Here is a 24,174-nt window from a genome sequence, read left to right as displayed (position 1 = left end):
ATCCTGTTTTGGCAAGGCGCTCGATTCACGCTAGTTCTTTGGCCCCATACCCCAGCCTTCCCCTTCCGCTTGATCGCGAATAGCGGGGATGTCCAGCCCGTTCATGCGTTCGACGTTACGATCCAAGGTGTTCAGCCGAGTGCCGTCCACATTGAATCTGGATCCTTGGCCGGTCAGCTTGTCCAGATTGAGCTTCTGGGCGGCATTCGCGGCTGTAGGCAAGTGGTTAGTGGACTGGAGGATGGCGATCCATTCATCCAGATTGACCCGGCTCCAGTCGATGTCGGCCAGTTTCTCGATGGGAATGCCGCTGCAATCCGGGCTTTTCTTGTCGCCGAAGGATAACCCGAGCTGAGGGCGGACTTGCTCCTGAAGAATGCGAGCCAGAGGGGACGAGAAGCAGCAATAGCTTTCCCGTTCTTCCACGCACATGCCAAGCACCTTGGTGGCGCAATAGGAACCCAGATAGGTGCAGGCTTTCAGACTCTTCTTCGCCGCCAATTCGTATTCCTTCTGCTCGCATTGCCAGATCAATTGCACGATCATCACCAGGATCTGGTAAACGGCATAGGCGATCATGATCACATTCAGCATCGAACCGATCATCGCCGCGCCGCCGCCCACCTGCAGGGTGGATCCCGTGACGCCGGGATTCAGTGCCCCGGACTCCGAGAAGGCCACGGCTCCGCCGGAGCTGAAGATCAGATTCCCGGCGGCACCGCCAAAGGTTTCGCCGACCCAGGTGGCGACTTTTTCCATGGCCATCGCGGAAAACTCGTCGATCAAGGAACTCTTGAGGAAATCCGCCGCCGTTTCGGAAAACTGGCCGATGGTGGAGTCCACCGCACCGGCATAGAGTTCGGTCACGCTGCCCCAGGCGTCGGTCACCGGCCCGCTGAGCACTTCCCAGCCGCTGCGAACCGCATTGGTGGCATCCAATCGCATGACGGCGTTATTCATCTGACTGATGTTGGTGATGAGGTCGATGTATTCTCCCAGGCCGATGCTGGTCGGTGCGTTGCAGCAATCCACCGAGGTCACCAGGGCGCCCACGGTTTTGCAGGTACCGCCTTCGCCCTTGAAGACGCTGCAAGTCGTGAACTCGAAACCCTGACCTTGCTGAGTGTTGGTCACCGTCTCGCAGCCGGTGTCCATGGCCATCTGCTGAGCGGCGTTGAGCGCCGCGACCGCGCGGGTGAAATCCTTGCTCTGCTGGCGATCGATGGCGATGCACTCCTCGCCCAGGCAGCGGACGGGGCCCGCACATTCCTGTTTCGTGGAGCCTTCCGTGGTCGGAATCGTCGCGGTCGTGCCGCAGTCGTAGACGTCCTTGTAAAGCCAACAGGTGCCCGTGGCGTCGCCGGTCGTTCCGTCTACGCAATCCGAGCGGATGAACGCGCAGCCCTGCTGTTCGAGCGTCTTGCACGTTTCGGTCTGGCCCTGTCCGGCAAAATCGCCGGGACAAACCGTCGCGCCGTTGATGTCCGTCCAGCAATTCGTGCTCCCGGTCCCGCTGAAGTCGCAATCGGTGGCCAGCGTCACGGCGCCGCAGGTCTTGCTGAGGTTCGGGAAAAGCGGGTCGGGCAGATCCGACTCGCAGATCTGCACCCCGTTATATTCGAAGCATTTCTGTGTCTCGTTGTACACGCCGGGGTCCGCGCTGCAGGTCACGCTGGCGCTCGGACACAGGTCGTCCTGGATGGCGTTCATCAGGTCCGGACATCGGGCATTCGACCACAGCCAGTCGATGGCATCGATCTTCTCGGCGCTGAAATAGAGCTTCGCGGCCATGACCCAATCGCCATCGCCCACGTCGTGCTGCCAGAATTGGCCGACCAGGCCGTTGGCGCAGGATGGCATTTGCGAGAGGCCCTGCGAAACCGAATCATCCACCTGATAGCCGCCATCCGAACCCCAAAGACCGGAGTCGGTCCAGCCGACCGTCTTGATGTGGCGGATCTTGTAAGCGCCCGAGCCGTCGCAGATCCTGGCGTAGTCCAACTTGGGCACGACCACCTGGCCGCCCGCGCCGATGTCGCTCCACCAGGACCCCGTTCCGTTCCTGAGATCGAAGGTGAACGACACATCGTGCTTGCCCGCCGTGCCGAGCTTGACCTCCGCAGTCTCCCGCGAGACGGTGTACTGGCGGTTGGCGGTGCAGTTCGGCGGCGGATTGGGCCCCCGCACGCAGGTCTTGTAATCCGGGAGCCTCGCCGGGAAATTCGTGTCCTTGAACACCGTGGTGGACGTGCAGTCGGCAAAGTCTTTCGCGAACAAGTCATGATTGGCCATGACGTAGTCGGTCGATCCCCAGACGGGATCGTTGGTCAGATCGGGGTGGGAGCGGTTCGCGGCCTTGACCAGGGTCCGGTAGGCCTCCCCTGTCGGGCTGGCCTCGGTCTTGAGCGCGGTCTGAGCCCCCAAGCCGGCAGAAACCGCGTTGGCGTTATCGCCATACAGGTTGGTGAAAGTCGAGGCCTGGCCATTGCCGGAATCGGGAAACAACGCCTGAGCCGGGATGTCGAGATCCTGGCCGGTGCCCGGGAACAGGGTCAGGGTCTGCCCATCCTCGCTCACCGCCGGCAAGGGAAAGTCCTGGATGCTTTTCCTGGCCGCAGCCTGTCCGAGCTTGGCGCTGTCCTGCATGGCGTCGGCGACGGCGCGGCTGACCGGCGTCCAGAACAGGACCAGAGCGAGACTCAAGCAAATCGCCCGGTTCGTCCCCGGATGTTCTGAGAACAAGGAGGCCGTGCCCATCCTCAGAACCCCGCGCAGCAGTCCGCCCACCGCCACAGGAGATAGACGTGGCTTTCGCCGGGGCCCGGATAGGTGTGGGCCATGCCCCAGCGGAAGGTGCTCTCGCCGATGGCGTGTTTGCGGTCGGTGTCCGCCACCGGATAGAACATGGTCATGGCGTATTGCGACTTGGGGATGAAGGGATCGATGTTGCCGCCGCACAGGGCGTCGTTCCCGACGGTCTTGTGGGCCAGACCGCGACGGTGCAGGGCCGCGGTGGCGCGTGCCGCGAACAGACTGGTCAAGCGGGGATCCACCCCCTCGGTCGGGTTGGCCATCCCGGCGAACGGGTACATCGAGCCCCAGGTGCCGGCGCACCAGAACATGGCGTCGATCGGAGTGCCGGCGGTCGCCGCGGCGGCGTCGGCCAGGCAGGCGGCGATGGCGACGGGATTGGCGAACAGGGCGACTTCGGGATTGGTGAAGAAGGCCAGCTCGTCGTTGTTCCAGGTGGGGTCCAGCTCGGACAGGTACATCAAATCGAAGTCCTTGAAGCCGTCCGAATTGCAACGGTCCTCCCAGAACAGGTCGAGCATGATGTAGAGCGGATAGGCGAAATAGTGGTAATTGAAGAAGGCGATCTCGCCGTTGTCGTACTCGGCCTGGCCGACCGTACCGCGCAGGCGCAAGAGGGACGATCCCATTTTCATGCCGCCCAAGGCGGGCGAACACCAGGGTGTGGTGACCAGCTCGATCATGCGGGCGGGCGACCACATTCCCAGGGTCATGCCGATCTCGGGAATGCCGCCGGCGGTATCGCACGAACAAAACACCTTGTCGGTGGCGCCGGAGGGAACGCTGCCGGAGCCCATCTTCCCGCCGGCGATGCGGATCGGAAAGAGGCAGCCCCAGCAGATGTCGGTAATGAGCTTGCCGGACCAGACTTCCGCATCCGGGCAGAGCGGGTCGAGCTTCTTGGTGTCCGCCTCGACAGTTCCGGCCGCTAGAATCAGCAGAGACGCCAATAGGGCGGCCCACGGGCTTGCTTTCCTCACGACCCTCCTCCCACTTTGAACTCGCGGATCACGAACCGCTGGTTCTTCGCTTCCACGAGCGCCGGTACACGTTCGAGCCGAAAGCGATCCCTGAGATCCGGGGTCAACAGGTACACCGGTGCGCCGAGGTTCGTTTCGATTTTTTCGAGGCTCTCCCAGCCGGCGGCCCTGTCCAGGCGCGTGGCGATGTAAGTGACGCGGCCGTGGCCGGCTTCGGTACTCAAGCGCTTGGCCAGTTCGACCTGGGCCGGGCGGGTGGCGTCGAAGATGACCAGACGCTGGGTGAACGGCAGCTGGTCCAAGGGGTTGACGCGCTGTCCGGCGCGAACGATCAACGTGCCGTCGGGTGCGGTAACGTCCCGTGGTGCCGTCACGGTCAGGTCGATCTGGCGTAGTCGGTCTTCGGTGGCCTCGGGGAGTTCGTGGAAGGTCGTGCGCTCCCAGAAGCGCGCAAGGGCTTCGCGCTTCCTGGCGGCCCAGTCGATTTGTGCCACCCGGCGCTGCATCTCCTCGATGAGATCCACTTCGACGATTTCGCGGGTGGGGCCGTGGGTCCCGAGATCGCGTGTTTTCGCCCTGCCGTTTTTTGGATTGTTCAATCGCAAACGGTCGTCCCGGGAGCGCCAGGATGACCCTTCCAATCGCAAACGGGCGTCCCGGGAGCGCCGGGACGCCCCTTCCATTCTGGACTGCAACCAGGCCGTGCCGATCACGCCTTGGACCTTGGCCAGCACCCGGCCGTTTTCCTCCAGGGTCAGGGTCGGCGCCACCGTCACGCCGGCGGCGCGAAAGCGATTCGGGTCGATGACGATGTGGGGCTGCTTGTATTCCTCGAAACGTTTGGCCAGAACATGCAGTTCACGGATGAAAGCCTGCACTTTCTGGCCCGGCTTCATGCCCCGGAACACGACCAGCACATCGTCCCGTCCGGCCGCTTCCTCCAGAATGTCCAGCAACCCCGCTTCGCCCAGCGAGGTGGAGGCATAGATGACGAAGATTTTCCGGCCGGCGTCTGCCTGGCCGTTGGGCGTCCTCTCGGTGGGCTGAAGCTTTGGCGCGGCTTGCAGCGTCTCCATGGCTTGCCGGCGGGCGTCGGTGGTCGCAGGATTCCCGTCCAGCCATACGGGGCGGGCCTGATGCTCCACCGCGTTCAGAATCGCTCGGGACCGCGCCAGCCAGTCTTCTTCCGCCTGGACGGGGATACCCCGGCCAAGACTCAACAGGACCACGGCCAGGAGCCGAAGGGAACGGTCAGAACGGCAGCGCATACGCCCTCCCGATGATCTGCCGTTCGTAAACGAAGCCCCAGTAGCGCGAGTCGAAGCTGTTCGGATGCGTGCCGGTCACCCACAGTGCGCCGCCCGGAACGTTCTCTTGCCGGGTGAAATCGACCGGGGTCTTGCCGAGCTTTTCGCTGAGCGCCAGCCCCTCGGAAACGGTTTTGCCGTTGATCGCCGTACGGTGCTCGTCGACCTCAACCCGGTCGCCGGTGACGCCGGTCGCGATCTTCACGATCACCCGTCCAACCGGGAACCAAGGGCTCATCCGCGCGTCGGCCGTAAATGCCACCAGATCCCCACGCCAAATGCTTTGCTCGTGACGGTCGATGACGAACCAACGATGGTCGCCCGGCAGGCACAGCTCCTTCTGGTCGTCGATGCCGACATGAAATCGGTCGCCCAGATAGGCGCCCACGCCGAGAACGACCGCCAGAACCGGAACCGCCTTGAGCAGGAACATCGCACGCTCCCGGACGGTTGCAGGAGGCTTATCTTTCCGTGCGGACATAGACATCCTCCGGAGCCGCGACCACCATGCCGGAATCGAGGACGAGATAGCCGGCTCGGGCGAGCTGATCGGCTTTGTGCCGCCACGCGTCCATGGCCTTGGCGATGACTTCGGGGGTGGCCTCGGGCGGAATCGCCTTGACCCAGCGGGCCCGGTCCAGGACGAACACCGGCGTCGTCAGGCCGAGCTTTTGAAGGGATTCTTCGAGCATCCGGCTCGTGGCGAGGTAGCCTCCGAGCGATCCCAAAAGGGATGACAACAGGACGGCAATCAGCCAGGCGGCGTTAGACGGCACGGGATTTCTCCTTTTCTGTTAGGAGCCGATGAATGGCCTCCTGAAGGCTCAACCCCTGGCGGCGCAGTTGCTTGAGGGCGTTGACGTCGTCCGCGCGCGTCGAGAACAGGAGGCGTTTGAACGGGTCGACGATCAGACGCCCGATGCCGGTGCCGCGCTCGGTGATGAAGAAGATCTCCGAGTAGACGCCGGGAATGGTGTGCACGGTCTTGAGCAGTGCGTAACCGCCGTCGGAAAGCGGCAAGCGTCGGTCGGCTTTCATGCCCTCAATCGCTTCCGCCTTCTGACCCAGCAGATACATGTTGGCCGAGTTCTCGACGATGGCCCGTCCCGTGGGGGACCGGTACAGGTCGTTGACGGACTGGGTGATGGTGACCGCGGCCCCGCCGTATTTGCGGAACCGGCGGTAGCCGTGCTCCATGAAGGTGGCCGCATCGCCCAGGCTGAGGAGATCCCAGGACTCGTCGATGATGACGATCTTGGGCCGGTCGCGTTCGCCCAGATACATTTCCTGCTGGATCTGGTAGATGAGCTGGAGCAGGACGACCTGTTGCAAATGCTTGCGGCCTTTCAGCTCTTCCAGTTCCAGCACGGTGAAATCACCGGCGAAACGGATGTTGTTCCGGCCGTTGAAGAAGCGGCCGTATTCGCCCCGGGTCGTGAACGGAAAGAGCTGTTCCCCGACATCGACCAGGCGGCGGTCGGTTTCCGCGCACAGGCCTGCGGCGATGTCGTCCACGGTCATGGATTGACCCTTGGCATCCCAGACGGCTTTCAGGACCCGCTTGAGCCCGGCGGTCTGATAGTCGGACAGTTTTTCGGTGGGCGCGGCCATGGCAGTCACCAGTCCCGCCACCACGTCGGCTTCCTCCTCCCAGCTGCGGATCAGTTCGAAGGGATTCAGACAGATCTGCTTTTCGGCGCTGAATGCCATGAACTCGCCGTCCAGGGTTTCCGCGAGGTTCTGGTAGGAGCGCCCCACGTCGATGACCCAGATGCGCGCGCCCTCGGTGAGATAGTTGACGATGATCTCGTTGGTCAGGAAGGACTTGCCGGAACCCGATTGCGCGGCGATACAGCAGTTGTAGTTCGAGCCGGAATCGAACAGGGACACGTTGACCAGCTGGCCGTTGCGGGAGACGAAGTTCAGGGTCGGCGTGCCCGTGCCCGGCCAGTCGGCGAACAGCGGCAATAGGGGAATGACATGGCGCGTCCCCAGGGTGCGGTACCGGTTGCTGTCCCGGATCGCCAGGCGATCGGCCCCTAAGGGCAGGCAATTGAGGAAGAACGGCAGGCAGAAGAACCGGTCTTCCAATAATTGGAAGCCCAGCTCCCGGAAGTACACGCGGGCGTTGGACACCGCCTGGGCCTCCTCGTCCGGGTCGCAGAACAGCACCGCGCCGAAATAGGCCTTCACCGGGCGATCGCCGTCCAGGAAGGCCTCGAACAAGGCGTCGAAATTCTGCTTGCGGAGGCCCAGTTGGGGAAGGAACTTGAGGATCGGCCCGTAGGCCTGATGGGTGACCCACTGGCGCTTGGTATCCAGGGAGGCCCTCGTCGCCTCGGAATCCGGATAGTGAATCGTGAGCGTCAGGAGCGCGTTCTGGCGGATCCCGCGGGTACCGGACATCACATCGCCGAGATAGCTCATGGCCGAGCCGAAATAGACGCGGTCCGGATAGCGCTTTACGGAGAGCGTTTTGACCCGCTTTTCTCCCAGCCAGAGGCCCCGGGCATCGGTTCTGAGGTCGTTGTCGTAGTCGAACAACTGATCGCGGATAAGCTGGGTCGGATCGCACTCGGGCACCACCTGGTCGTGCCAGCCGGCATCCGGGCTCCAGTTGAGCATCGTGGTCAGGAGGCGGACGTAGTGATCCGAGCTCAGCGTCTCGGGCCGAAGGCCGATCGTGCTCAACGATTGCAAGGTCGACAGGCGCAATTCGGCGGCGCGCTGCAGGTCCTTTTCGGCGGGTTTGAATCCCACCATCGGCAGCTTCACGGAGATGATGACGTGCGTGCGGCGGATGCGGGTACCGGCCGTGCTTTCCAGAGGCGCCTGAGTGCCCCGGCGGAGAAACTCGACGCCGGCCCGCACCATGTCCTGGTAGAACGGCTGCTGCTGATCGATCCGACGAGTCTGCATCAACGCCAGGGTGGGGTCGATGTCGGGCGAGGTCCACAGGCTCACCTGCAACAGCGTGTCGACCGGCCATTCCTGGTTCAGCAGCACGTTGACGCGATCGGCCACGGCGGGATCGGCGCCGGACAGGGGCTGGCAGAGGAATCCGAAGCCGAGGCTCCGGTCCTCCATCAGAAACAGCCCGTCCTCGCGGTCGTAGGCCAGCACCGAAAACAGCCGGCTCGCCCGGGGGCACGGTTCAGGCTTCATCGAAGAGCCGGATGCGGTGGTTTGGCCGAGCGGTCGCGCAGGCGTGAGATTCCCGGGACACCAGACGAATGGCATAGGGGCGCGTGGACACGACCTCCGCACGCTGCCTGCGGACGAGTTGGCGGGCACGGGCCGGGTGACACGGGTTCAGGGGTTCGCCCTGAAGACCGATGACGAGTACGGTGGACATGGCGGTTCGCCTCACGATCAATAAAGGGTCGACGGTTTCCCGCCGTTTCTCGGAGGGCCAAGCCTCCGGTTCTCGCCGATCAAATGACCGCGGTCACGATGGCGTCGATCACGGTCGGCGCGGTGTAGAGACCGAGACCGGCGGCAATCCCCAGCACGAACCCCATGATGCTGCCGCGCACCACGCCGCCGACCAGGCCGACGGCGACGAAGGTGATGGCCAGGATGCGGCCGAGCGTGCCCTGCAACCAGCCGGTCAGCATGGTGTAGATGGACCCGAATTCGGTCGAACCGCCGGTCCCCGCGAAGGAGTTCGTGGCGACCAGCATCAGCAGCATGGCGAGAGCGGCGAGCGCGGCGACCAGCAGGCCGCGGCCATTGGGCATGGTATTTGGCATTTTTCATCTCACTTTTCCAGGTAGAAGGCGGTTGCCCGCCGGGCCTCGGAAGGGGTGGACTTCCGGTGATGCTGAGGCGGTCGCCCGCCCAGGACTCGGTCTGCGCGAACACGCAGCCGGTGAAATCAGTGATCCGCCTCTTCGGGCTCGCCGTATAACGGGGCCATCGGCGTCTCCTGGTCTTTTTCCGCAGGGAGCGCCGGTGTCCGACCATGCTCCTTGGTCCGGTGCAGGACCTGGAGCGGCGAGATCGAGGGACTCATCGTCGGTAAGGGCCGGCCGATCATCCAGCGACGCGGCTCGAGTTCGGTGAACACGAAACCCGAGACATTGAGATCGCCGTCGGCGTCTTCCCAGGGCGCCACCCACACGCGCATCACCTTGGCGGGCGTCCGGATCGGCGTGGGATCGTCGATTTTGGGCGCCGGTACCGGATCGGCCGGCCGAATCGCGGTGGCTACGGGCGTCGTGGATGCGGATGTCGGGGCCGTGGCGTCCGTCGGACGGATCGTGGTGCTGGCTTTATCCGTGGCCTTGTAAGCGTCCACGGCCGACAGACAGGTGGGATCCTCCGGCATGCCCTTGCATGCATACTTGGTGGTCGAGCAGCCGGCCAGCGTGAGCGCGAAGACGATGGTGGCGAGTCCTCTCATCATTGGCCGGCCTCGGTTTGTTGCGCTGGCTTTTCGGCCTTCGGGGCGGACGGATGGGTCGAGGTCGGTCCTTTGGCGGGTTTGTCGGCCAGCCAATCGGCCAGGCTGTCGGGCGCCCCCTTGAAGGTGCGGCCGTCCGGCGCGATCAGGAACGGCACGGCCTCGATGCCGAACAGATGGGCCGTCACCAGCGCGCGTTGTACGGGCTCCCGGTTGCAAGTCGGGTCCACGTCGGCCGGCAGGGCGTCGTAGGTTTGGTGCATCAGGGCATCCCGCGCCTTGTCCTTATCCTTGGTTTGCAGCAGGCAGCCGATCCTGGTCACGAGGCTTTGGGACTCCGGGCCCAATACGGGGACGGAAACCAGCTTGAAGGTGTACCGGTCCTTGAGCCCCTCCATCTGTTTCTGCACCTTGGCGCAGTAAGGACAGCGCGGATCGACGAACACCACGACCTGTTCCTTTCCGGTTCCATAGGTGACGGGGCCTAGGTCGTCGATCTTGAGCTTCATCTTGGCCAGATCGATGCGACTCGCCATCTGATCGACCTGATCGAGATCGGTCACCGCCACCCGGTTCCAGACGTCCATCAAGGTGCCGGTGATGACGAAGCGGCCGTTGTTCGACATGAAGAAGGTCTTGCCGCCGGCCTTGACCATCTGCAGACCCGTGATCGGCAGCGCCTTCATGCCCTCGATCTTAGTGTTTATCAGCATATCCGCCGCTTCCGAGACGGCGCCTGGAGCGGTTGTGGTGTCCGCCAGGACATGGCCGGTCAGGGTGCAAAGCAGGAGGGTCGAGAGCGATCTTGATCTCATGTTTTTCCTCGGTCTTGTTGGGGAGAAGATACCGATAATTTCGGGTGCGGTTAGCGCGCTAAATTGCGATTTCGTGAATCATTCTCGGCATGGAGCTTGAGCGGCGTTCCCTTCTGGACGACGAATTCGATCTTGCGGGTGGCATCCACCTCGATGATCGGGAACAGGTTCTCGGCCAGGTCCATGTAGTAGTGGGCCAGACGATCCATGGCGTAGCCGGCGCCCTTGAGCGTTCCGCCTTCCATAGCGGCGCCGCTGAATGACCGCTGAAACGGAGTGGTCGCCACGCCGCCCGGACCCGCCAAGGCGAGCACTTGCGTTTGGTTGCGGCCGAAAGCGTCGGAGAACCCGCGCAGGAATCCGGCCAGCAGCGCGTTGGCCAGCAACTGGCCCTGCTTGCTGACGACCCGTCCGCGGATGCCAACCTTGCCGTCTTCGCCCACGGCGTAGGCGTCGATGGGGACCTCGATCACCCCGCCGTCATCGCGGACGCAGGAGATGGATTCGCCCCGGATGTAGGCACGCTCCGAACTGAGATCGCCGTAGCCGGCGGAGACCATGAAGCACTCGCGCACGTCCGCCCGGTAGCGGTTGGGGAGGATGGCCTCGTCCTTCAGGCGGGCCAGCACCGGGAACGGCTCCCGGCGGGCGCCCTTGCCGGTCGGCGCATCCAGGCCGTTCAGGAGATTCCCGGACAGGATGCTGCCGGCAGGGATGAAGATTTCGGACTGGGAGGTGGGATGATCGGGCGCCTTACCCTCCGGCCCCTCGACCGCCCCCTTAGGGGATTCCGGCTTGATGACGCGGATTTCCAGCCGCCCCTTGTTCGGAACGGCGCCTTGGGACGGCCCCCCGCCCGGGCTGCTGGGCGAGCCGCCGTATTGCGGCGGCGCCGGCGGCTGCGCGAACAGGGCGTCGAGGTCCTGGTTGGCGGGCGGTTTCGGGGACGGCCTTTTGGGCCACCGTTCCCGTTCGGCCGGCGGAAGCACAGCTTGCGTTCCCGCGGCCTCGGAATTCTTGGCCGACGGATTGTCCTGGGTCCTTCGCAAACGGTCGATTTCCGATTTCAGCGACTCGATTTGCCCTTGGTGGCTGGCGGTCTGCTCCTCGCCCATGCGTTTCAGCCGTTCCTCATCCGAGAGCCTCGATCTTTTTTGGTCTTCCTCGAGCGAGTTGAGCCGGCGCATCAGTTCTTCGTTTTTCTGCGCCATGGTCTTGATCTGGGAGGCCAACCCATCGATGCCCAGAGACCGCGGGTCCGTGTCGGTCAGGATGTGTTTCACCACGGCTTGCTTATCGGTTTTCTGCGGCGGAGCCGGTGCGAAATGGGAGATCGCGACGACCAAACCGAGCGAGGCGGTCACGATGCCGCCCACGACGATGATGCGCTTGGCGTTCGGGCTGAGGGCCTCCCAGCGGTCCTTCACGTTCCGGATCATCGATGGACTCCGCTCAACAAGGAGGGCCGCGCGGCGGTGTCTTCATCGTGCGGACGCCTCACCGCGACGTACAATTCGGTGGCTTCGCCCGGCTCGAGCAGGACCTTGGGCCAGGCGGCGACCGCCAGCACCTCGCCGCCGTTGGTGCAGGACCGCTCGTCGATCTCGAGGGCGGTCGCCCCGGTATTCCGGGCCACGCCCACCAGCAACACCATGTCTCGCCCTTCGAGGGCCTGACCGGTCCGGGTGTGGAGGCCTGCCTGCGTACAGCGGATGCTTTCCGCCGCGGTGGGCTCCCGCAGGGCGTAGCCCTTGGGCGTTCTCATGAGCGCCAGCGCGCGGAAGGTCGTCTTGAGCTGGGCGATGTAGTCCTGCGAGGCGTTACCGAATTTGCCGTTCTGCCCATTGGACTGCCCCTGCAGGGCGCCAAGCTTCTTGTAATCCCCGGCGTCGAGCGTCAGGCGGATTTCGCGCGGCGGGATGCGCCGGGGCGCCAAGGTCAGCGACAGGGCGACTTCTTCCGTGGCGCCCGGCGTGATGTAGAGCGTGACCGGGGTTTCGTCGGGCGTGGCCACATAGAGCACGTTGCCCTCGATCTCGGTCGTCGCCTGGCTCACCGTGCGAACCTGCGGCGTTTCGAACGGGGTGACGATGCGGTTCAAATGACCGACGGCGACGGGAATGATTTCGTTGACGCCGGGAACGACTTTCAAGGTTTGCGGGGTCGTAGCGCCTGCCGCGGACTCGCGTTTCGCTTCGGTCAACACGCTGGCGGGTACGCCGGGGGTTTCGACGCCGAGGGACTCGCCCGTCTCGGCCCTCACCCCCGCGGCGAGAACGCACAGGGTCAGAAGGGCGGCGGTTTCTCGTTTCACGGGATTGCTCATCGATGTTCCTGCTGTTGTTTGAGGACTTTCAGGCGTTCCAGGGTGCGCGGTTCGTCCGGGTACACGTCGATGTAGTCGAGGCGCGGTCGGTAATTCCGGGTGGAAATCACGAATTCATAGGTGCGATTTCGGGTTTCGGCCTTGGAATTGGGTCCTTGCGTGGTCAACTCACCCGAGACGAAGACCTTGTCGGTTGCCTTCTCGAAGCTGACCTCCCGGGGTTTGAAGCTGGTCGCGACGCGATCCATCTTGAGGGCGTTGATCTGTTCCGCCATGGCGTCCATGACGGCGCGATAGAGGTCCGTGGACAGGAGCGGCGCGAGGGCCTTGGTGATGAATTCGGAGGTGGCGGGCGTCACGTTGCCCAGAAGTTCCGCCAGGTACAGCCCCCAGGCTTCCTTCAGTTGGCTGGAGGCCGTGTTGCGGGTGATCTCCACCTCTTGGGTCAGGGTCGGCGGGACCAGCACGACGGTGCGTTCGGTGCGCAGCGCCGCCAGGGCGCTGATGCCGTTGGTGATCACGAGCCCGACCAGCACGACGCGATGCAATCGGTTTTCGGCCTGAACGAGGTTCCAGGACTCCAGGAGTTGGGTGAGCTTCACGGATAGAACTCCCGGATGAAGGGGTTGGGAATCGTGATGGCTTTGCTCGGCAGCATCCCGATCCAGTAGGCCGCGTGCAGGGCATAGCCGTCCGGGCGGTTGTCGCGGAAACGGCGATAGGCCTTGATGACGACCACCGACAGGATCAGCATGATCAGCAGTTGTCCGATGAGCATGCCCAGAATCATCAGGAACGCGGCCGGCACGAACTCGTCGGCGCTCCAAACCAACAGCGTGACCGGGTCGTCGATGTGCTTGGGGATGGTGATGGGTTCCATGGGGGCTCCTTGAAAGTTCCCCGTCATTGTCCGGATGTCCGAGCGCATCGGTGTTCGAATAAATGCTTCATTTCGCCATCTTTTTCTTACCCATCTCCAAGGTTGCGCAGGAATAATGGGGCGCCCGGTCTATGCGGGTAATTCTTATGGGGAAGATTCGATGCATCCGAAGTCCACGGTGAAGCACGCCTTGGTGCGGGCTTTCGTGAACCGGAGACCTACGCCGGCCATCGCGCGGCTGTCTCTGATTGGGAGTGCGTTCGTCGCGGTTGGCGGGTATTGGGCCCGCTTTTACCTGCGGCCGGAGCAGGTCTTCGGCCATAACTCTGTCGGCTCAAGACGTTGGCGGCTGGGATGGGTCGGCTCTCACGTCATTCTGGAAATCGGACTCCTCGGGGTTTATAGGGATCTGATGCCATACCTCCTGATGTGGAGGTTTCGGTGATTGTCACGACCACCGCCGGCATTGACGGCTACCAGGTGACGGACTATTTGGGCGTGGTCAGCGGCGAGGCTATCCTCGGCGCCAACGTGTTCAAGGACTGGGCCGCGGGATTACGAAATCTTTTCGGGGGCCGCACGCGCGGCTACGAGAAGGAATTGGCCAGAGCACGGCAGGAGGCGCTCGAGCAATTGGTGGAGAGGGCCGCGGCAAGCCATGCGAGCGCGGTGGTGGGGATTTCGCTCGATTACGAATTCGTGGGGATGGGCAAGGGAGGCATGGTTATGGTCGTTGCCACCGGTACGGCGGTGAGGCTGGAAGGCGCTAAAGATCCCTGCACCTCGGATCGAGGGTATCGGATAGGCGGTTAAGCGCGATTGCATTCTCCTGGAAATGTTCTAGCCCGATCCAGCGAGCAAGGCCGGCTCTTCGGCTCAGCCCAACAAAGGGAAACCCTTCGCGAGGGGAGTGCAAAATCACCGATTCTTGACCTTGTCATTCGAGACCGCTACTCAAGAGTTCCTGAATGAACGGGGAAACCCTTTCCAAAATCACACCCTCGCCGACGAGCCGATGAAGCAGACGGAGTCCCCGTGCGTCCACGAAGCGGAGGCCGGAGAGATCGAGGCATACGCTGTCACGCGCTGAACGGGTTCCCATGACGACGGCTTCCAACTCTTCGACCTAGGGCACGATCATAATCAGGCGTCCTTCCAGCATCAGGCAGACCCCGTTTCCGGGATTTTCTCGGGCGGTGATCCGAAGCATGAGCATTCTCTCTTCCTAACGTACTCCAGAAGACGGAAGGAAAAAGAGCGAGCGGCGTACCAAGTGACCACCGACAAGCGTAGCCCCATCACAACTCGTTGGTTTTAGAGGTTACAGCGAAGACGAGGTCGGGAGCCTGAACCCTTGAGGGGTGCTCGGCGCGGTCAATCACCCTCAACTATTGGCGGGACCTACGACATTTAGTGGCGTCCGTACGTCACCCCGAGTTTTTTCATGCGGTGGCGTAGCGTGCTGGGATGCAGATTGAGGATTCGGGCGGCGCCTTTGGGACCTTCGATAACCCACCGGGTCTTTTCCAGCACCGACAGAATGTGTTGCCGTTCGACGGCTTCTAGGGTGGCATCGCTCGCCGGAGGCTGGGTGGCGCCAGCGGCCGGTTCGACCGATCCGGGGAGCATGTCCGGGGCGATCTCGAGGAGGGGCCCGTCGGTCAGGATGATGGCCCGCTCGATCACGTTCTCCAGCTCGCGGATGTTGCCCGGCCCAGCGATAGGACTGGAGCCGCTGCAGGGATTTCGCACTGATGCCTTCGATCCGCTTGCCGATCTTCGGAGCAAACTTGTCGACCATGAACCGCGCCAGCAGCGGAATGTCTTCGATCCGATCCCGCAAGGGCGGCATGAACACGGGAAACACATTGAGGCGATAGAAGAGATCGTCGCGGAAGGCTTTCGCGGCGATGGCCTGCAGGAGATTCCGGTTAGTCGCGGCGATCACGCGCACATCGACCTGGATCGGCGCCTTGCCGCCGACTCGGTCGAACTCCTGTTCTTGAAGCACGCGTAACAGCTTGACCTGAACGTCCAGGGGGATCTCGCCGATTTCATCGAGAAAGATCGTGCCGCCGTCGGCGAGCTCGAAGCGCCCGATGCGCCTGGCGATGGCCCCGGTGAAGGCGCCTTTCTCGTGGCCGAACAACTCGCTCTCCACGAGGCCCGTCGGCAACGCCGCGCAATTGACTTTGATCAGCGGCTTGTCGCGCCGCCTGCTGGCGGAGTGAATCGCACGGGCGATTAGTTCCTTTCCCGTGCCCGATTCGCCCTGGATCAGTACCGACGCGTCCGTAGGCGCCACGCGGCGGACGTTGGACAAGACCGACTGAATCGCCGCGCCCTGCCCAACGATTTCCTCGAAGTTGTGGACCGATTTGATTTCCTCCTGCAGATAGAGGTTCTGCGCCTTCAGCCGCGCCTGCTCCCGCTCCATCAACACGCGGTCGGTGATGTCGATGAACATGGTGCGGGTGTACTGCCCGCTCGGATCGGGCTTGGACCACCACTGGATCCAGATCGGCCGGCCGTTGTCCTTGCGCCGGAGTTCAAGCACCACACCGCTGGTATCGGTCCCCCGGCCGATCGATGCGAACGCTTCCTGCACGCGGCCCCGGGCGCCGGGGGTATCGGGGACCAAGGATAGGCCCACCATGCCGGGCACCTCTTCGGGGGTGATGCCGAGGATGCGCATCGCCGCTCGGTTGGCGCGGATGAACCGCGATTCGAGGTCCTCGTGGACGTAGGCGATTGGAGCTTCGTCGAAAAGATCGCGGAAGCGTTCTTCGCTCTCGCGAAGCTGCTGGACGACCCGAATCCGAGCCAGTTCGGCCGCAGCCCTGGCGGCGAAAATCTGAAAGATGAACAGCAGCCGGGGCTGCGGCGGCATCTCCCGATGGTCGAAGATCGCCAAGTGGCCGAGGATGCGACCGTCGGCGTCACGGAGGGGTACGCCGAGGTAACTCTCGACTCCCTCCTCCGTCGGAAACCGCTGCGAGACTCCTGCAGGGTAATGGCAGAGCCCGCCGCGCAGCACATCCTCGCAAGGCGTGCCCGCCAACTCCCATTCCTGGGTTTCGATCCATCGGCCGTCCTTCCAGAATGCCAACGACCGGACCCGAGTCTCGGAATCGGCGAATTCCGCGACGAAGGCATTGGTGACTCCGGTGGCGAGGCAGAGGTTCTGCACCAGAGTGCGGAAGAACTCCTCCCCCGTGGCTTGCGCGGTCCCTTCCACGATCGCGCGTAGCGCCGCCAGCTCCGCCGCGTCCGTCGGCCCTAGCGGCTCCGGGGAGGATGGTGTGGTAGGCATGGAACTTTTCGACATCGCAGCGGATTCCTGTCCTTTCCCAAGGAATGAGCGTACGACTTCATCTCAGCAGGCGGCGCCTAAGCCATGCGACCCGATCTGCTCAGTGTGGTGCTTGACCTCCCGGATGCGCCGATGGCTCGAATAATTCTACCCGCAACCGGTAACGGCCGGCCACAACTATTGACGGCTGCAGCCTGCCTTCCTCAATCGTGCCCCAACCCGCAGCTACATCATAAGTGATTGTATAAAAGGCTTTTTATGGCAGATATTGGAGGCTGGCACGGCGTTTGCTATATGAGTTGCGTCGCGAGGAAAAATCGCGAGCCACCCTAAACCACACATCATCCAATGGGAGAACTACCATGACTCACAGCAAGACGACAGAGGTCAACACGGACGTGACGGGCGTTGTGATTCGCGGCTATGATCCCGTGGCGTATTTCACGGAGGGACGGCCAGTCCCCGGTCGTTCTGATCTTTCCGTCGAATACGCGGGCGGAAAATACCTGTTCGCTACCCCTGCAAACCGCGTGGCGTTCACCGCGAATCCGGCAGCATACGCACCCCAGTACGGCGGTTACTGTGCCTTCGGTGTGGCCCTGGGAAAGAAGTTCGATATCGATCCCGCATCCTGGCGGATTGTGGACAAGAAGCTTTATTTCAATCTCAATCCGGCGATCCTTGAGAAATGGTCCGCAGACGCGCATGAATACATTCAAAAGGCGGAAACGAATTGGCCACAGATCCGGGAAAAAGCCGCCTCGGAGCTCTAAAGCAGGCTGGGCGGCGGGCAAGACCGGAGCACTGTTTCGCCGCACCGGCCTGGCCGGGTGGCCGGGGCTCTCCCATGAAACTGCTGTCCATCAATGTGGGACTTCCACGCGAGGTCGAATGGCGTGGAAAAACCATCCTGACGTCCATCTTTAAGTCACCCGTAGCGGGCCGCGTGCGGGTCGGGAAGCTCAACCTGGAAGGCGACCGACAGTCCGATCTGTCCGTGCACGGTGGCCCGGAAAAAGCGGTCTACGCGTATCCGAGCGAGCATTATGCGTTCTGGCGCGAGGAACTTCCCGGAATGGAGCTGTCGTGGGGCGCATTCGGCGAGAACTTCACCACGGAAGGCCTCATCGAAAGCTCCGTTTGTATCGGGGATCGTTTGCGCGTGGGCTCCGCCGAATTGGTCGTTACCCAGCCGCGCATGCCCTGCTTCAAGCTCGGCATCCGATTCGGCCGAGCGGATATGGTGAAGCGTTTCCTTTGCAGTGAGCGTACCGGCTTCTATCTCGCCGTCGTTCACAAGGGCGAAGTTGAGGCGGGCGACCCGGTCGAGTGGATCGCGCGGGACCCGCATGGCATCACGGTGGCGGATGTCGTTCACTTGTACTTGGCCGATGCGGCCACCTCCTCCGCCGGGTGAGCCGGGCCCCCGCGCTTCCCGAAAGCTGGCGGGAGTATTTCCGCAAGCGGCTGTGGGAGCCGGATGCTTGAGCCGGCAGTGAGCGTGCTGCCCACCCGCCCTTAGGACCTTTGCGGCAACCCGGCGAAGGTGGCATAAGCGCCGGGTTTCCTACCTCAACCCGGCCTACGGCACTTAAGTTGATTTTACCCGCAACCTGTTACGCCAGCCACACTATTGATGGCCACAGCCTTCTTACCCTAATCGTACCTCCCCAAGCCGCGCCCCAGCCCCACTGGGCGAGACACCATCGCGATCGATACCGAAGACCCGATCATCGCCCGAGGGCATCCGGACGCATACGGAACGCATGTTGATTGGCGGATGAAGATCTCGCGGTAACCCGCCATATCTTGCGGTACCCACCATATGTTGCAGCTTTTTCTTGAGATCTGCGGCGCATCTGACCGCAGCCTGTTATCCAGTGCCTGGATTTCTGGGGCTTACACGGGTTTGCAGAGTTCGGCACGACTCTTGTGAAGGGAAAAGGGCGATACCCGCTCATCATCCCGATGGCGGGGAAGCGCTCGATTCAACCCCATTGTAAGAGGAGGGTAGCAACATGTTATTCACAAGATCTATTCGGGCCGATGTGGCGAGGGCGGTGAAAACTCTCGTGCCATCTGTTCTGGCCGGAGCGTTACTGATCCCACACACGGCTTTTGCCAGGGAGGAGTCCCGGCGGCTGCACGCCGGTGCTGTGTTTGTCATGAGCAATTCGACCGATGCCGTCCGCGGCAACGAGATCGTGATGTATCGGCGATCGGAGTCCGGAGCGTTGTCGCTGGTGGGCTATTTTCCCAGCCAGGGCAAAGGCTCGGGTCCCTCACCGACATCGACGGTTTTCGGCTCGCCTGTGCCCGCCACTGCGGATGGATTGGGTTCTTCCGATTCCCTCGTTCTCAGCCGGAATCATCGCTGCCTGTTCGCCGCGAATGCTGGCAGCAATTCCGTTTCCGCCTTCCGGGTATATCCGACGGGCCTCGCTTTGGTGAAGGTGGTCGATTCCGGGGGCATCTTTCCCGTGAGCCTTGCCCTGAACCGCACCATGTTATACGTGCTCAACTCCGGTCAGGAAGGCCATCTGGCCGCGTTCTCGGTGAACCAGCAGTGCGAGCTCAAGGCCATGCCGGAGGCGAACCAGTCTCTCGCGGCGTTCACCACGGACGTTTTCCCGAACCCTGCGCCAAACGAGGTATTGACGACAGCCGCTCAGGTTTCGTTCACACCCCACGGCAGGCAGTTGGTCGTATCCGTAAAGGGCGGCCCCGCGTCCGCTTTTGGGGGCAGGGTGGTCGTATTCCCCGTCGATGAGAAGGGCATGATCGCCGGTGCGGGCACCGCGACTTCATTCAGCGTGAACGAGCAGACCGGCGGTCCGTTCAGCTTCGTCTTCGACGATCAGGAGCGCCTGATCCTGACCCAGGTGAATAGCACAACGGCTGCCGTTTACCGGATCGACGAAAAAACCCTCGCGCTTGAAGCCGTCGGCAGTCCGATTTCGACGAAATACCCATTTCCGTGCTGGATCGCGCGGAGCGGCCGTTACGTCTATGTCGTCAACTTCGGGCACATCCCTGCGACCAACGGCGGCAATCCCGACGGTCCCGGCGTGATCGTCGGTTTCACCAATATCGGCGGCGGATTACAGGATAACGGCGTGGAAGAAGCCTTTCCGGACGCCCTGGTCGGAAACCATGGCATCGATCTCACCGTCGTCGATGCCGGCGATGCCTCCTATCTCTACTTTGTGCAACCGCGCGCCGGCAAGATCGGAATCCGGAGGATCAATGCGAATGGGACCTTGAGTGCTCTGGGCGAAGTGGGCGGCTTGCTCCCCGGCGTCGACCCGTTTGCGGGAACCAATCCGGGCATCAGCGCCTTCCAAGAGCGCTGTTTCCTGCAAGACCCAGATTCCCTTTCTCCCGAATGCTCGAGAGGGAGCGCACAGGGCATAGCGGGCTACTGAAGAAGGGATACGGCCGCGTTCAGGCAAGGCTTCCTGCGCGGTTTGTCCGACCTGAGGTGAGGCTCGGTCGATCCGAAGAGGAGGACGACCGGGCTCTTATCCAATGATCCGGTGTTTTCTTCCCAACATTTCCAAAGGAGACCGAAAATGAACAAAGTAGCTGTCGTCGTATTGGCCGATGCCACTACTCCGGAGGGCCTAGGCCGCATGGTCAACGCCCTGGAGGCGGTCAAGGAGTTCAAGGAGGCGGGGATGCCGTGCAATTGATCTTCGATGGCGCCGCTACCCACTGGCTCGCCGAACTGGTCAAGCCGGAGCACAGGCTGCACGGCCTCTATAGTGCAGTTGAAGATACCGTGGCCGGCGCCTGCGGCTATTGCGCGGGCGCGTTTGGCATGGAGGAAGCCGCCGCGGCTTGTGGCGCACCGCTGTTGAAGGAATTCGACGGCCACCCCAGCATCCGCAAACTCATCAACGAGGGTTACACGATACTCAACTATTGAATCTAGGGAGTCACGCCATGAAACGCTTGTTTACGATCCCGTTAGCCCTGATGCTCGCCGTTCCAGCCATGGCGGACATGGCTGGAGAGACCTACAGTCGCTGGGTCGACGACAAAGGCGAAATCCGCCTGCCGGAAAATTACCGCGCGACCTGGACCCACCTCGGATCCTGGGTGGTGGCTGACCCGAAGGCGCCCGGCTACGGCTTTCACGACGTCTATACCCAGCCCGAGGCCGTCAAGAAATTTCAGGAGACTGGCAAATTTCCCGATGGAACCGTCCTGGTGAAAGAAATCCGCAAGCTTGGCTCGGGGAAGCTCACCACGGGTGACGCACTCTGGGCCACGGAAAACGCCGTGTGGTTCGTCATGGTCAAGGACGACCGAGGCCGTTTCCGGGGAAACCCGCACTGGGGTGAGGGCTGGGGTTGGGCTCTATACGAGGCCAAAGCGCCCCAAGTCAACGTTTCCAAAGGTTATACGCAAGACTGCCTGGCTTGCCACATCCCGGCGAAACCGACGGACTGGGTGTATGTGGAGGACTATCCCACGCTCCGAACGCCGCAATGACTCACCCCGCATCATTCGAGCGGGAAAGCTTGGATCGGGTTTTTCCACATTTTCTTTGGATAACTCTTTGCGTTTTTGGTGAAATCGCCTGTATCCATGCGGTTCTCCCCACTTGGTCAAATTCGAGTCAGCTTACCTCGGCGAATCGCTATCAATCAGAATAACCGTGGCCGTGTTCCGGCAAGTCATCCATTGTCGTGAATTACTCGCTGTAAAGTGACGATCCTCCAGTCTTCGGCCAGCCGCTCGAACGCGCGCCGGGTACTCCGAGATGCTCATGGACTTCGCATTCCGGCCAAGCTTTCATGATCAGAACGGACAGACAGTCGCCAAAGATTTCGGTATCCCGGCAGCGAAAATCCGTCAGGTCGAAAGGAAAGCGGTACGCGTTGTAAAGTCCGAGCTGGAACTTGGCGACGATTCGGCACTGCCCCGGATATCCGTTCGCGATTTTCTACCAACAGAATAGGGCTTCCAGCCGTTCCTTCTTCGGATGCACACTCAGATCCTTTTCTGCGTATGCACCCCAGATAGACGTTCAGTGCCGCCGCGATTGCCACACAAGCCATCGGCATGGCTTGCGGTGGCATGGGGAATGGCAAGGTGTGAGTCCGAGCAGGAGGACATACAGGATGCCGAGCATGGCGAAGAAGCTGTAACGATGCGCCAGCGGACTGGAGTAATCGAAGTTCGACTGCTTGATGCTGCGCTGGGCCAGACCATCCACGGCGAACGGCACGACGGTTGCCAGCAGGAACGGCCACCAGGAGAGCAGCAAAAAGGTTTGTGGAGCGGACTATTCCCGTATTCCCCCGGATGTCTGCACGACTTTTCTTCGAAACCATTTTCGACCATCAAATCATCGAATCCGGCAAAGTCGACCACGTTGCGGGTAAGGAGGATCGTCCATTCACTGCCGCGGTGGCGGCGATTTGGCTGTCGTTCAAAGGCGGTGTGGAGTCTTGGGTTCCCGGCGCCGCGCGTATTTCGGCATGCCGAAGCGGAAAGATACCCAATCACAGTACCCGGCTACTAAACCACTCGAGTTATAATGTGTACACAATTGCGTTCACAGAGTGGAGGCTCTCATGACCCAACGTGTCGGCGTGCGTGAGCTGCGCGAAAAGCTCACCTCGTTTCTCGATTCGACGGTGCCGATCGAAGTGACTCGGCACGGCCAAACCATCGGGTTCTTCATCCCGATCCCCAGGCGTCCGGGACAGGCGGAACGCGAAGCGCTTTTAGAAGCCGGAAAGCGCCTGGACCAGGAACTGGTCCGACTGGGCCTCAAGGAGGATGAACTGCTGGAAGAGTTCAAGCAATGGCGGCGTCAGCGGGACCATGCCGCATAAAACGGCTGATCCTCGATGCCAACATCCTCGTCTGCGCCGTTCTCGGCGCCCGTGCTTGCGGCCTGATCGAGCGCTACAGCGATTCCGTGGCTTTCAATGTCGCCGAAGCCGAGTATTATCTTTCCACGGTGCTGGCGCCCAAACGTGGATTGAGCGAAGAAGTCTGGCGACCGACGTACGACAGAGTCATGAACGTCGTGCAGGTCATCGCGGACGACTTGAATTCGCCCTGAAAATCAGCAGCCCTCTCGATGACTACGGTCCAATACCGTGAAGATCTTTTTTGAGGAACAACAATGGCTGTCGTAATCCCTGATGAAACATTGCAGGCCGCGCATCTGACTGCGGCGGAATTGAAACAGGAATTGGCGATACTGCTCTTTTCCAAAGACCGCCTGACTCTGGCTCAGGCGGCCTCGCTCGCCGAGATGCCGCCGATTGCCTTCCAGCATCTATTAGCGAGCCGAGGCATTTCGCCGCATTACGATGTGGCGGAGTTCGAGCAGGATTTGGCGACTTTACAGAAACTGGGCATGCTTTGAGTGATCGTCAGTAACATTGAAACGAGGTAAAACTCATGACTCACGTCACCATCGAATTGGACGATCAGATTGCGCATGAATTGGAGGCGCGCGCCCGTACCGAGGGACTGAATGCTCAGGAATGGGTCGAACGGCTGGTGCGCCGGCATGTCCACCCCCAATGGCCCGAGAGCGTGCGCGCTCTGGTGGGCGCGTGGCCCGATTTCCCTACCGCCGAAGAACTGCGCAAAGGCTGCGGGCAGGACATTGTCCGGGAGCAGTTGTAAGTGATTGTTCCCGATACCAACACTCTGATCTATTTCTTCAAAGGCCAAGGCAAGGTTGCAGAACGTCTGTTACAAACGCCACCCGGAGAACTGGCGCTGCCCGCCATCGTGCTCTACGAACTCGAAGTGGGTATCGCCAAATCGAACGCGCCGGAACGCCGGCGCGCTCAGCTAGGGGAATTGCTTGCCTGGGTCGAAGTTTTGCCCTTTGGCGCTCTGGAAAGCCGCTGTTCGGCGTTGATACGCGCTGACTTAGAAAAACGCGGCGAACCTATCGGCCCCATGGACGTTCTTATCGCTGGCACAGCGTTCGCCCACGATGCCCTTCTCATCACCCGCAACCTGAGTGAGTTTGGGCGTATTCCGGGGTTGCGGCTCGAAAACTGGTATGACTGATTGCAACTTGCAGGATGGGAAAATCTCACGTTCCCGAAGACCTGGAGGTTTTTCCATGACCGCCAAATACTACGAGGCCATCGCCGAAGTCCCGGCGGATCATTGTTTGCGATTGCAGCTTCCGCCCGAAATCCCTGCCGGCCCGGTTCGTGTGGCGGTCATCTTCGAAGGCGCGCCCAGCACCCGACCGTCAGGTCAAGATATCAAAGATCTGTTAGCTGCCATGCCTGATGTGGGAAAAGATGAGGACTTCTCTCGTCCACGCAACCAATAACAGGCTACAG

Annotated in this window: 31 protein-coding genes and 1 pseudogene; 14 read left to right on the top strand and 18 right to left on the bottom strand. The window is 61.9% G+C overall.

Going from position 1 to position 24,174, the window contains the following annotated elements; genetic code table 11:
* Window positions 1-30: 30 nt before the first annotated feature.
* The 14 genes from traN to traL all read right to left on the bottom strand — a co-directional run bounded on the left by traN (window position 31) and on the right by traL (window position 13,524).
* A complete protein-coding gene (gene traN / locus B2A78_RS09555; RefSeq protein WP_168175383.1) occupies window positions 31-2,703 on the bottom strand; it encodes a conjugal transfer protein TraN in 2,673 nt (890 codons plus the stop codon).
* A gap of 56 nt (window positions 2,704-2,759) precedes the next feature.
* Window positions 2,760-3,791 carry a TraU family protein gene (locus B2A78_RS09550; RefSeq protein ID WP_077729761.1) on the bottom strand — a complete coding sequence of 344 codons (1,032 nt, stop codon included), beginning with the start codon at window positions 3,789-3,791 and terminating at the stop codon, window positions 2,760-2,762.
* On the bottom strand, window positions 3,788-5,059 hold the full coding sequence (locus B2A78_RS09545) for a TrbC family F-type conjugative pilus assembly protein (protein ID WP_077729760.1): 1,272 nt from the start codon (window positions 5,057-5,059) through the stop codon (window positions 3,788-3,790). The genes B2A78_RS09550 and B2A78_RS09545 overlap by 4 nt, the downstream gene beginning before the upstream one ends.
* Window positions 5,043-5,531, bottom strand: a complete 489-nt coding sequence (gene lepB, locus B2A78_RS09540; RefSeq protein ID WP_077729759.1) for a signal peptidase I — start codon at window positions 5,529-5,531, stop codon at window positions 5,043-5,045. The genes B2A78_RS09545 and lepB overlap by 17 nt, the downstream gene beginning before the upstream one ends.
* 28 nt (window positions 5,532-5,559) lie before the next feature.
* Window positions 5,560-5,874: a hypothetical protein gene (locus B2A78_RS09535; RefSeq protein ID WP_077729758.1), complete on the bottom strand. Its 315-nt coding sequence runs from the start codon at window positions 5,872-5,874 to the stop codon at window positions 5,560-5,562.
* Window positions 5,864-8,263: a type IV secretion system protein TraC gene (gene traC / locus B2A78_RS09530; protein WP_077729757.1), complete on the bottom strand. Its 2,400-nt coding sequence runs from the start codon at window positions 8,261-8,263 to the stop codon at window positions 5,864-5,866. Before traC ends, B2A78_RS09535 begins: the two co-directional genes overlap by 11 nt.
* Window positions 8,253-8,453 (bottom strand): RRXRR domain-containing protein, encoded by a 201-nt coding sequence (locus B2A78_RS09525; RefSeq protein ID WP_077729756.1) that lies wholly within the window; start codon window positions 8,451-8,453, stop codon window positions 8,253-8,255. The genes traC and B2A78_RS09525 overlap by 11 nt, the downstream gene beginning before the upstream one ends.
* A gap of 79 nt (window positions 8,454-8,532) precedes the next feature.
* Window positions 8,533-8,850, bottom strand: coding sequence for a TraA family conjugative transfer protein (gene traA, locus B2A78_RS09520; protein WP_077729755.1), 318 nt, complete (start codon window positions 8,848-8,850; stop codon window positions 8,533-8,535).
* A 125-nt stretch (window positions 8,851-8,975) separates the two neighbouring features.
* Window positions 8,976-9,506 (bottom strand): TraV family lipoprotein, encoded by a 531-nt coding sequence (locus B2A78_RS09515; protein ID WP_077729754.1) that lies wholly within the window; start codon window positions 9,504-9,506, stop codon window positions 8,976-8,978.
* Window positions 9,503-10,318, bottom strand: a complete 816-nt coding sequence (locus B2A78_RS09510) for a DsbC family protein (protein ID WP_077729753.1) — start codon at window positions 10,316-10,318, stop codon at window positions 9,503-9,505. The genes B2A78_RS09515 and B2A78_RS09510 overlap by 4 nt, the downstream gene beginning before the upstream one ends.
* A 50-nt stretch (window positions 10,319-10,368) precedes the next feature.
* On the bottom strand, window positions 10,369-11,757 hold the full coding sequence (locus B2A78_RS09505) for a TrbI/VirB10 family protein (RefSeq protein WP_077729752.1): 1,389 nt from the start codon (window positions 11,755-11,757) through the stop codon (window positions 10,369-10,371).
* Window positions 11,754-12,644 carry a type-F conjugative transfer system secretin TraK gene (locus tag B2A78_RS09500; protein WP_077729751.1) on the bottom strand — a complete coding sequence of 297 codons (891 nt, stop codon included), beginning with the start codon at window positions 12,642-12,644 and terminating at the stop codon, window positions 11,754-11,756. Before B2A78_RS09500 ends, B2A78_RS09505 begins: the two co-directional genes overlap by 4 nt.
* Complete coding sequence (locus tag B2A78_RS09495) at window positions 12,641-13,246, bottom strand: TraE/TraK family type IV conjugative transfer system protein (RefSeq protein WP_077729750.1); 606 nt, start codon at window positions 13,244-13,246, stop codon at window positions 12,641-12,643. The genes B2A78_RS09500 and B2A78_RS09495 overlap by 4 nt, the downstream gene beginning before the upstream one ends.
* Window positions 13,243-13,524 (bottom strand): type IV conjugative transfer system protein TraL, encoded by a 282-nt coding sequence (gene traL, locus B2A78_RS09490; protein WP_077729806.1) that lies wholly within the window; start codon window positions 13,522-13,524, stop codon window positions 13,243-13,245. The genes B2A78_RS09495 and traL overlap by 4 nt, the downstream gene beginning before the upstream one ends.
* A gap of 160 nt (window positions 13,525-13,684) precedes the next feature.
* On the opposite strand from traL, the gene B2A78_RS09485 reads away from it, so the two are divergent.
* Window positions 13,685-13,969 (top strand): hypothetical protein, encoded by a 285-nt coding sequence (locus tag B2A78_RS09485; RefSeq protein WP_077729749.1) that lies wholly within the window; start codon window positions 13,685-13,687, stop codon window positions 13,967-13,969.
* The gene (locus tag B2A78_RS09480; protein WP_077729748.1) at window positions 13,966-14,337 is read left to right on the top strand and encodes a heavy metal-binding domain-containing protein; all 372 of its coding nucleotides are present in this window, start codon (window positions 13,966-13,968) and stop codon (window positions 14,335-14,337) included. Before B2A78_RS09485 ends, B2A78_RS09480 begins: the two co-directional genes overlap by 4 nt.
* A gap of 124 nt (window positions 14,338-14,461) precedes the next feature.
* Here the strand turns inward: B2A78_RS09480 and B2A78_RS26020 are convergent, their stop codons facing one another.
* The 3 genes and pseudogenes from B2A78_RS26020 to B2A78_RS09475 all read right to left on the bottom strand — a co-directional run.
* A complete protein-coding gene (locus B2A78_RS26020; RefSeq protein ID WP_156881244.1) occupies window positions 14,462-14,626 on the bottom strand; it encodes a hypothetical protein in 165 nt (54 codons plus the stop codon).
* A gap of 308 nt (window positions 14,627-14,934) precedes the next feature.
* Entirely contained in the window at window positions 14,935-15,153 is a 219-nt protein-coding gene (locus B2A78_RS26580) for a helix-turn-helix domain-containing protein (protein ID WP_240502468.1), read from the bottom strand.
* 271 nt (window positions 15,154-15,424) lie between these two features.
* Window positions 15,425-16,837 (bottom strand): annotated as a pseudogene (locus B2A78_RS09475) (sigma 54-interacting transcriptional regulator); the annotation flags it as partial.
* Window positions 16,838-17,199: 362 nt separating this feature from the next.
* Between B2A78_RS09475 and B2A78_RS09470 the strand changes: the two are divergent.
* From B2A78_RS09470 to B2A78_RS09445, 6 genes are all read left to right on the top strand, one after another.
* Window positions 17,200-17,610, top strand: coding sequence for a YHS domain-containing (seleno)protein (locus tag B2A78_RS09470; protein WP_077729747.1), 411 nt, complete (start codon window positions 17,200-17,202; stop codon window positions 17,608-17,610).
* A gap of 74 nt (window positions 17,611-17,684) precedes the next feature.
* Window positions 17,685-18,254: an MOSC domain-containing protein gene (locus B2A78_RS09465; protein WP_205780720.1), complete on the top strand. Its 570-nt coding sequence runs from the start codon at window positions 17,685-17,687 to the stop codon at window positions 18,252-18,254.
* Window positions 18,255-18,855: 601 nt separating this feature from the next.
* Window positions 18,856-20,262 carry a beta-propeller fold lactonase family protein gene (locus tag B2A78_RS09460; RefSeq protein ID WP_143735121.1) on the top strand — a complete coding sequence of 469 codons (1,407 nt, stop codon included), beginning with the start codon at window positions 18,856-18,858 and terminating at the stop codon, window positions 20,260-20,262.
* 257 nt (window positions 20,263-20,519) lie between these two features.
* The gene (locus B2A78_RS09455) at window positions 20,520-20,765 is read left to right on the top strand and encodes a DsrE family protein (protein WP_205780719.1); all 246 of its coding nucleotides are present in this window, start codon (window positions 20,520-20,522) and stop codon (window positions 20,763-20,765) included.
* Window positions 20,766-20,782: 17 nt separating this feature from the next.
* Complete coding sequence (locus B2A78_RS09450; RefSeq protein ID WP_077729745.1) at window positions 20,783-21,334, top strand: cytochrome P460 family protein; 552 nt, start codon at window positions 20,783-20,785, stop codon at window positions 21,332-21,334.
* A gap of 277 nt (window positions 21,335-21,611) precedes the next feature.
* Window positions 21,612-21,803: a hypothetical protein gene (locus B2A78_RS09445; protein ID WP_077729744.1), complete on the top strand. Its 192-nt coding sequence runs from the start codon at window positions 21,612-21,614 to the stop codon at window positions 21,801-21,803.
* Window positions 21,804-21,872: 69 nt separating this feature from the next.
* Here B2A78_RS09445 and B2A78_RS09440 read toward each other — a convergent pair whose 3' ends face one another.
* Window positions 21,873-22,112 carry a DUF4400 domain-containing protein gene (locus tag B2A78_RS09440; protein ID WP_077729743.1) on the bottom strand — a complete coding sequence of 80 codons (240 nt, stop codon included), beginning with the start codon at window positions 22,110-22,112 and terminating at the stop codon, window positions 21,873-21,875.
* A 310-nt stretch (window positions 22,113-22,422) separates the two neighbouring features.
* Here B2A78_RS09440 and B2A78_RS09430 point away from each other — a divergent pair, with 310 nt between their 5' ends.
* The 6 genes from B2A78_RS09430 (at window position 22,423) to B2A78_RS09405 (ending at window position 24,164) form a co-directional block, all read left to right on the top strand.
* Window positions 22,423-22,686, top strand: coding sequence for a prevent-host-death protein (locus B2A78_RS09430; RefSeq protein WP_077729741.1), 264 nt, complete (start codon window positions 22,423-22,425; stop codon window positions 22,684-22,686).
* The gene (locus B2A78_RS09425; protein ID WP_077729740.1) at window positions 22,656-22,919 is read left to right on the top strand and encodes a hypothetical protein; all 264 of its coding nucleotides are present in this window, start codon (window positions 22,656-22,658) and stop codon (window positions 22,917-22,919) included. The genes B2A78_RS09430 and B2A78_RS09425 overlap by 31 nt, the downstream gene beginning before the upstream one ends.
* Before the next feature lie 63 nt (window positions 22,920-22,982).
* Window positions 22,983-23,228, top strand: coding sequence for a UPF0175 family protein (locus B2A78_RS09420; RefSeq protein WP_077729739.1), 246 nt, complete (start codon window positions 22,983-22,985; stop codon window positions 23,226-23,228).
* Between the two features lie 35 nt (window positions 23,229-23,263).
* A complete protein-coding gene (locus tag B2A78_RS09415; protein ID WP_077729738.1) occupies window positions 23,264-23,494 on the top strand; it encodes a hypothetical protein in 231 nt (76 codons plus the stop codon).
* Window positions 23,495-23,890: a type II toxin-antitoxin system VapC family toxin gene (locus B2A78_RS09410; protein WP_077729737.1), complete on the top strand. Its 396-nt coding sequence runs from the start codon at window positions 23,495-23,497 to the stop codon at window positions 23,888-23,890.
* Between the two features lie 55 nt (window positions 23,891-23,945).
* Window positions 23,946-24,164: a hypothetical protein gene (locus B2A78_RS09405; protein WP_077729736.1), complete on the top strand. Its 219-nt coding sequence runs from the start codon at window positions 23,946-23,948 to the stop codon at window positions 24,162-24,164.
* Window positions 24,165-24,174: the final 10 nt, after the last annotated feature.

This window comes from Methylocaldum sp. 14B, from assembly GCF_002005105.1.
Lineage (GTDB): Bacteria > Pseudomonadota > Gammaproteobacteria > Methylococcales > Methylococcaceae > Methylocaldum.
Note: the sequence above shows the minus strand (reverse complement) of the source record. Positions and strands in the feature narration are given on the sequence as shown.

Excerpts from the sequence above, each read along its gene's own strand:
- traL (WP_077729806.1), bottom strand. The coding sequence starts at position 13,524 with ATGGAACCCATCACCATCCCCAAGCACATCGACGACCCGGTCACGCTG.
- B2A78_RS09405 (WP_077729736.1), top strand. The coding sequence starts at position 23,946 with ATGACCGCCAAATACTACGAGGCCATCGCCGAAGTCCCGGCGGATCAT.
- B2A78_RS09445 (WP_077729744.1), top strand. The coding sequence starts at position 21,612 with ATGGACTTCGCATTCCGGCCAAGCTTTCATGATCAGAACGGACAGACA.
- lepB (WP_077729759.1), bottom strand. The coding sequence starts at position 5,531 with ATGTTCCTGCTCAAGGCGGTTCCGGTTCTGGCGGTCGTTCTCGGCGTG.
- B2A78_RS09545 (WP_077729760.1), bottom strand. The coding sequence starts at position 5,059 with ATGCGCTGCCGTTCTGACCGTTCCCTTCGGCTCCTGGCCGTGGTCCTG.
- B2A78_RS09450 (WP_077729745.1), top strand. The coding sequence starts at position 20,783 with ATGAAACGCTTGTTTACGATCCCGTTAGCCCTGATGCTCGCCGTTCCA.
- traC (WP_077729757.1), bottom strand. The coding sequence starts at position 8,263 with ATGAAGCCTGAACCGTGCCCCCGGGCGAGCCGGCTGTTTTCGGTGCTG.
- B2A78_RS26580 (WP_240502468.1), bottom strand. The coding sequence starts at position 15,153 with ATGCTCCCCGGATCGGTCGAACCGGCCGCTGGCGCCACCCAGCCTCCG.
- B2A78_RS09515 (WP_077729754.1), bottom strand. The coding sequence starts at position 9,506 with ATGATGAGAGGACTCGCCACCATCGTCTTCGCGCTCACGCTGGCCGGC.
- B2A78_RS09485 (WP_077729749.1), top strand. The coding sequence starts at position 13,685 with ATGCATCCGAAGTCCACGGTGAAGCACGCCTTGGTGCGGGCTTTCGTG.
- B2A78_RS09470 (WP_077729747.1), top strand. The coding sequence starts at position 17,200 with ATGACTCACAGCAAGACGACAGAGGTCAACACGGACGTGACGGGCGTT.
- B2A78_RS09425 (WP_077729740.1), top strand. The coding sequence starts at position 22,656 with ATGGCGGCGTCAGCGGGACCATGCCGCATAAAACGGCTGATCCTCGAT.
- B2A78_RS09415 (WP_077729738.1), top strand. The coding sequence starts at position 23,264 with ATGACTCACGTCACCATCGAATTGGACGATCAGATTGCGCATGAATTG.
- B2A78_RS09465 (WP_205780720.1), top strand. The coding sequence starts at position 17,685 with ATGAAACTGCTGTCCATCAATGTGGGACTTCCACGCGAGGTCGAATGG.
- B2A78_RS09510 (WP_077729753.1), bottom strand. The coding sequence starts at position 10,318 with ATGAGATCAAGATCGCTCTCGACCCTCCTGCTTTGCACCCTGACCGGC.
- B2A78_RS26020 (WP_156881244.1), bottom strand. The coding sequence starts at position 14,626 with ATGGGAACCCGTTCAGCGCGTGACAGCGTATGCCTCGATCTCTCCGGC.
- B2A78_RS09505 (WP_077729752.1), bottom strand. The coding sequence starts at position 11,757 with ATGATCCGGAACGTGAAGGACCGCTGGGAGGCCCTCAGCCCGAACGCC.
- B2A78_RS09460 (WP_143735121.1), top strand. The coding sequence starts at position 18,856 with ATGTTATTCACAAGATCTATTCGGGCCGATGTGGCGAGGGCGGTGAAA.
- B2A78_RS09500 (WP_077729751.1), bottom strand. The coding sequence starts at position 12,644 with ATGAGCAATCCCGTGAAACGAGAAACCGCCGCCCTTCTGACCCTGTGC.
- traA (WP_077729755.1), bottom strand. The coding sequence starts at position 8,850 with ATGCCAAATACCATGCCCAATGGCCGCGGCCTGCTGGTCGCCGCGCTC.
- B2A78_RS09430 (WP_077729741.1), top strand. The coding sequence starts at position 22,423 with ATGACCCAACGTGTCGGCGTGCGTGAGCTGCGCGAAAAGCTCACCTCG.
- B2A78_RS09420 (WP_077729739.1), top strand. The coding sequence starts at position 22,983 with ATGGCTGTCGTAATCCCTGATGAAACATTGCAGGCCGCGCATCTGACT.
- B2A78_RS09525 (WP_077729756.1), bottom strand. The coding sequence starts at position 8,453 with ATGTCCACCGTACTCGTCATCGGTCTTCAGGGCGAACCCCTGAACCCG.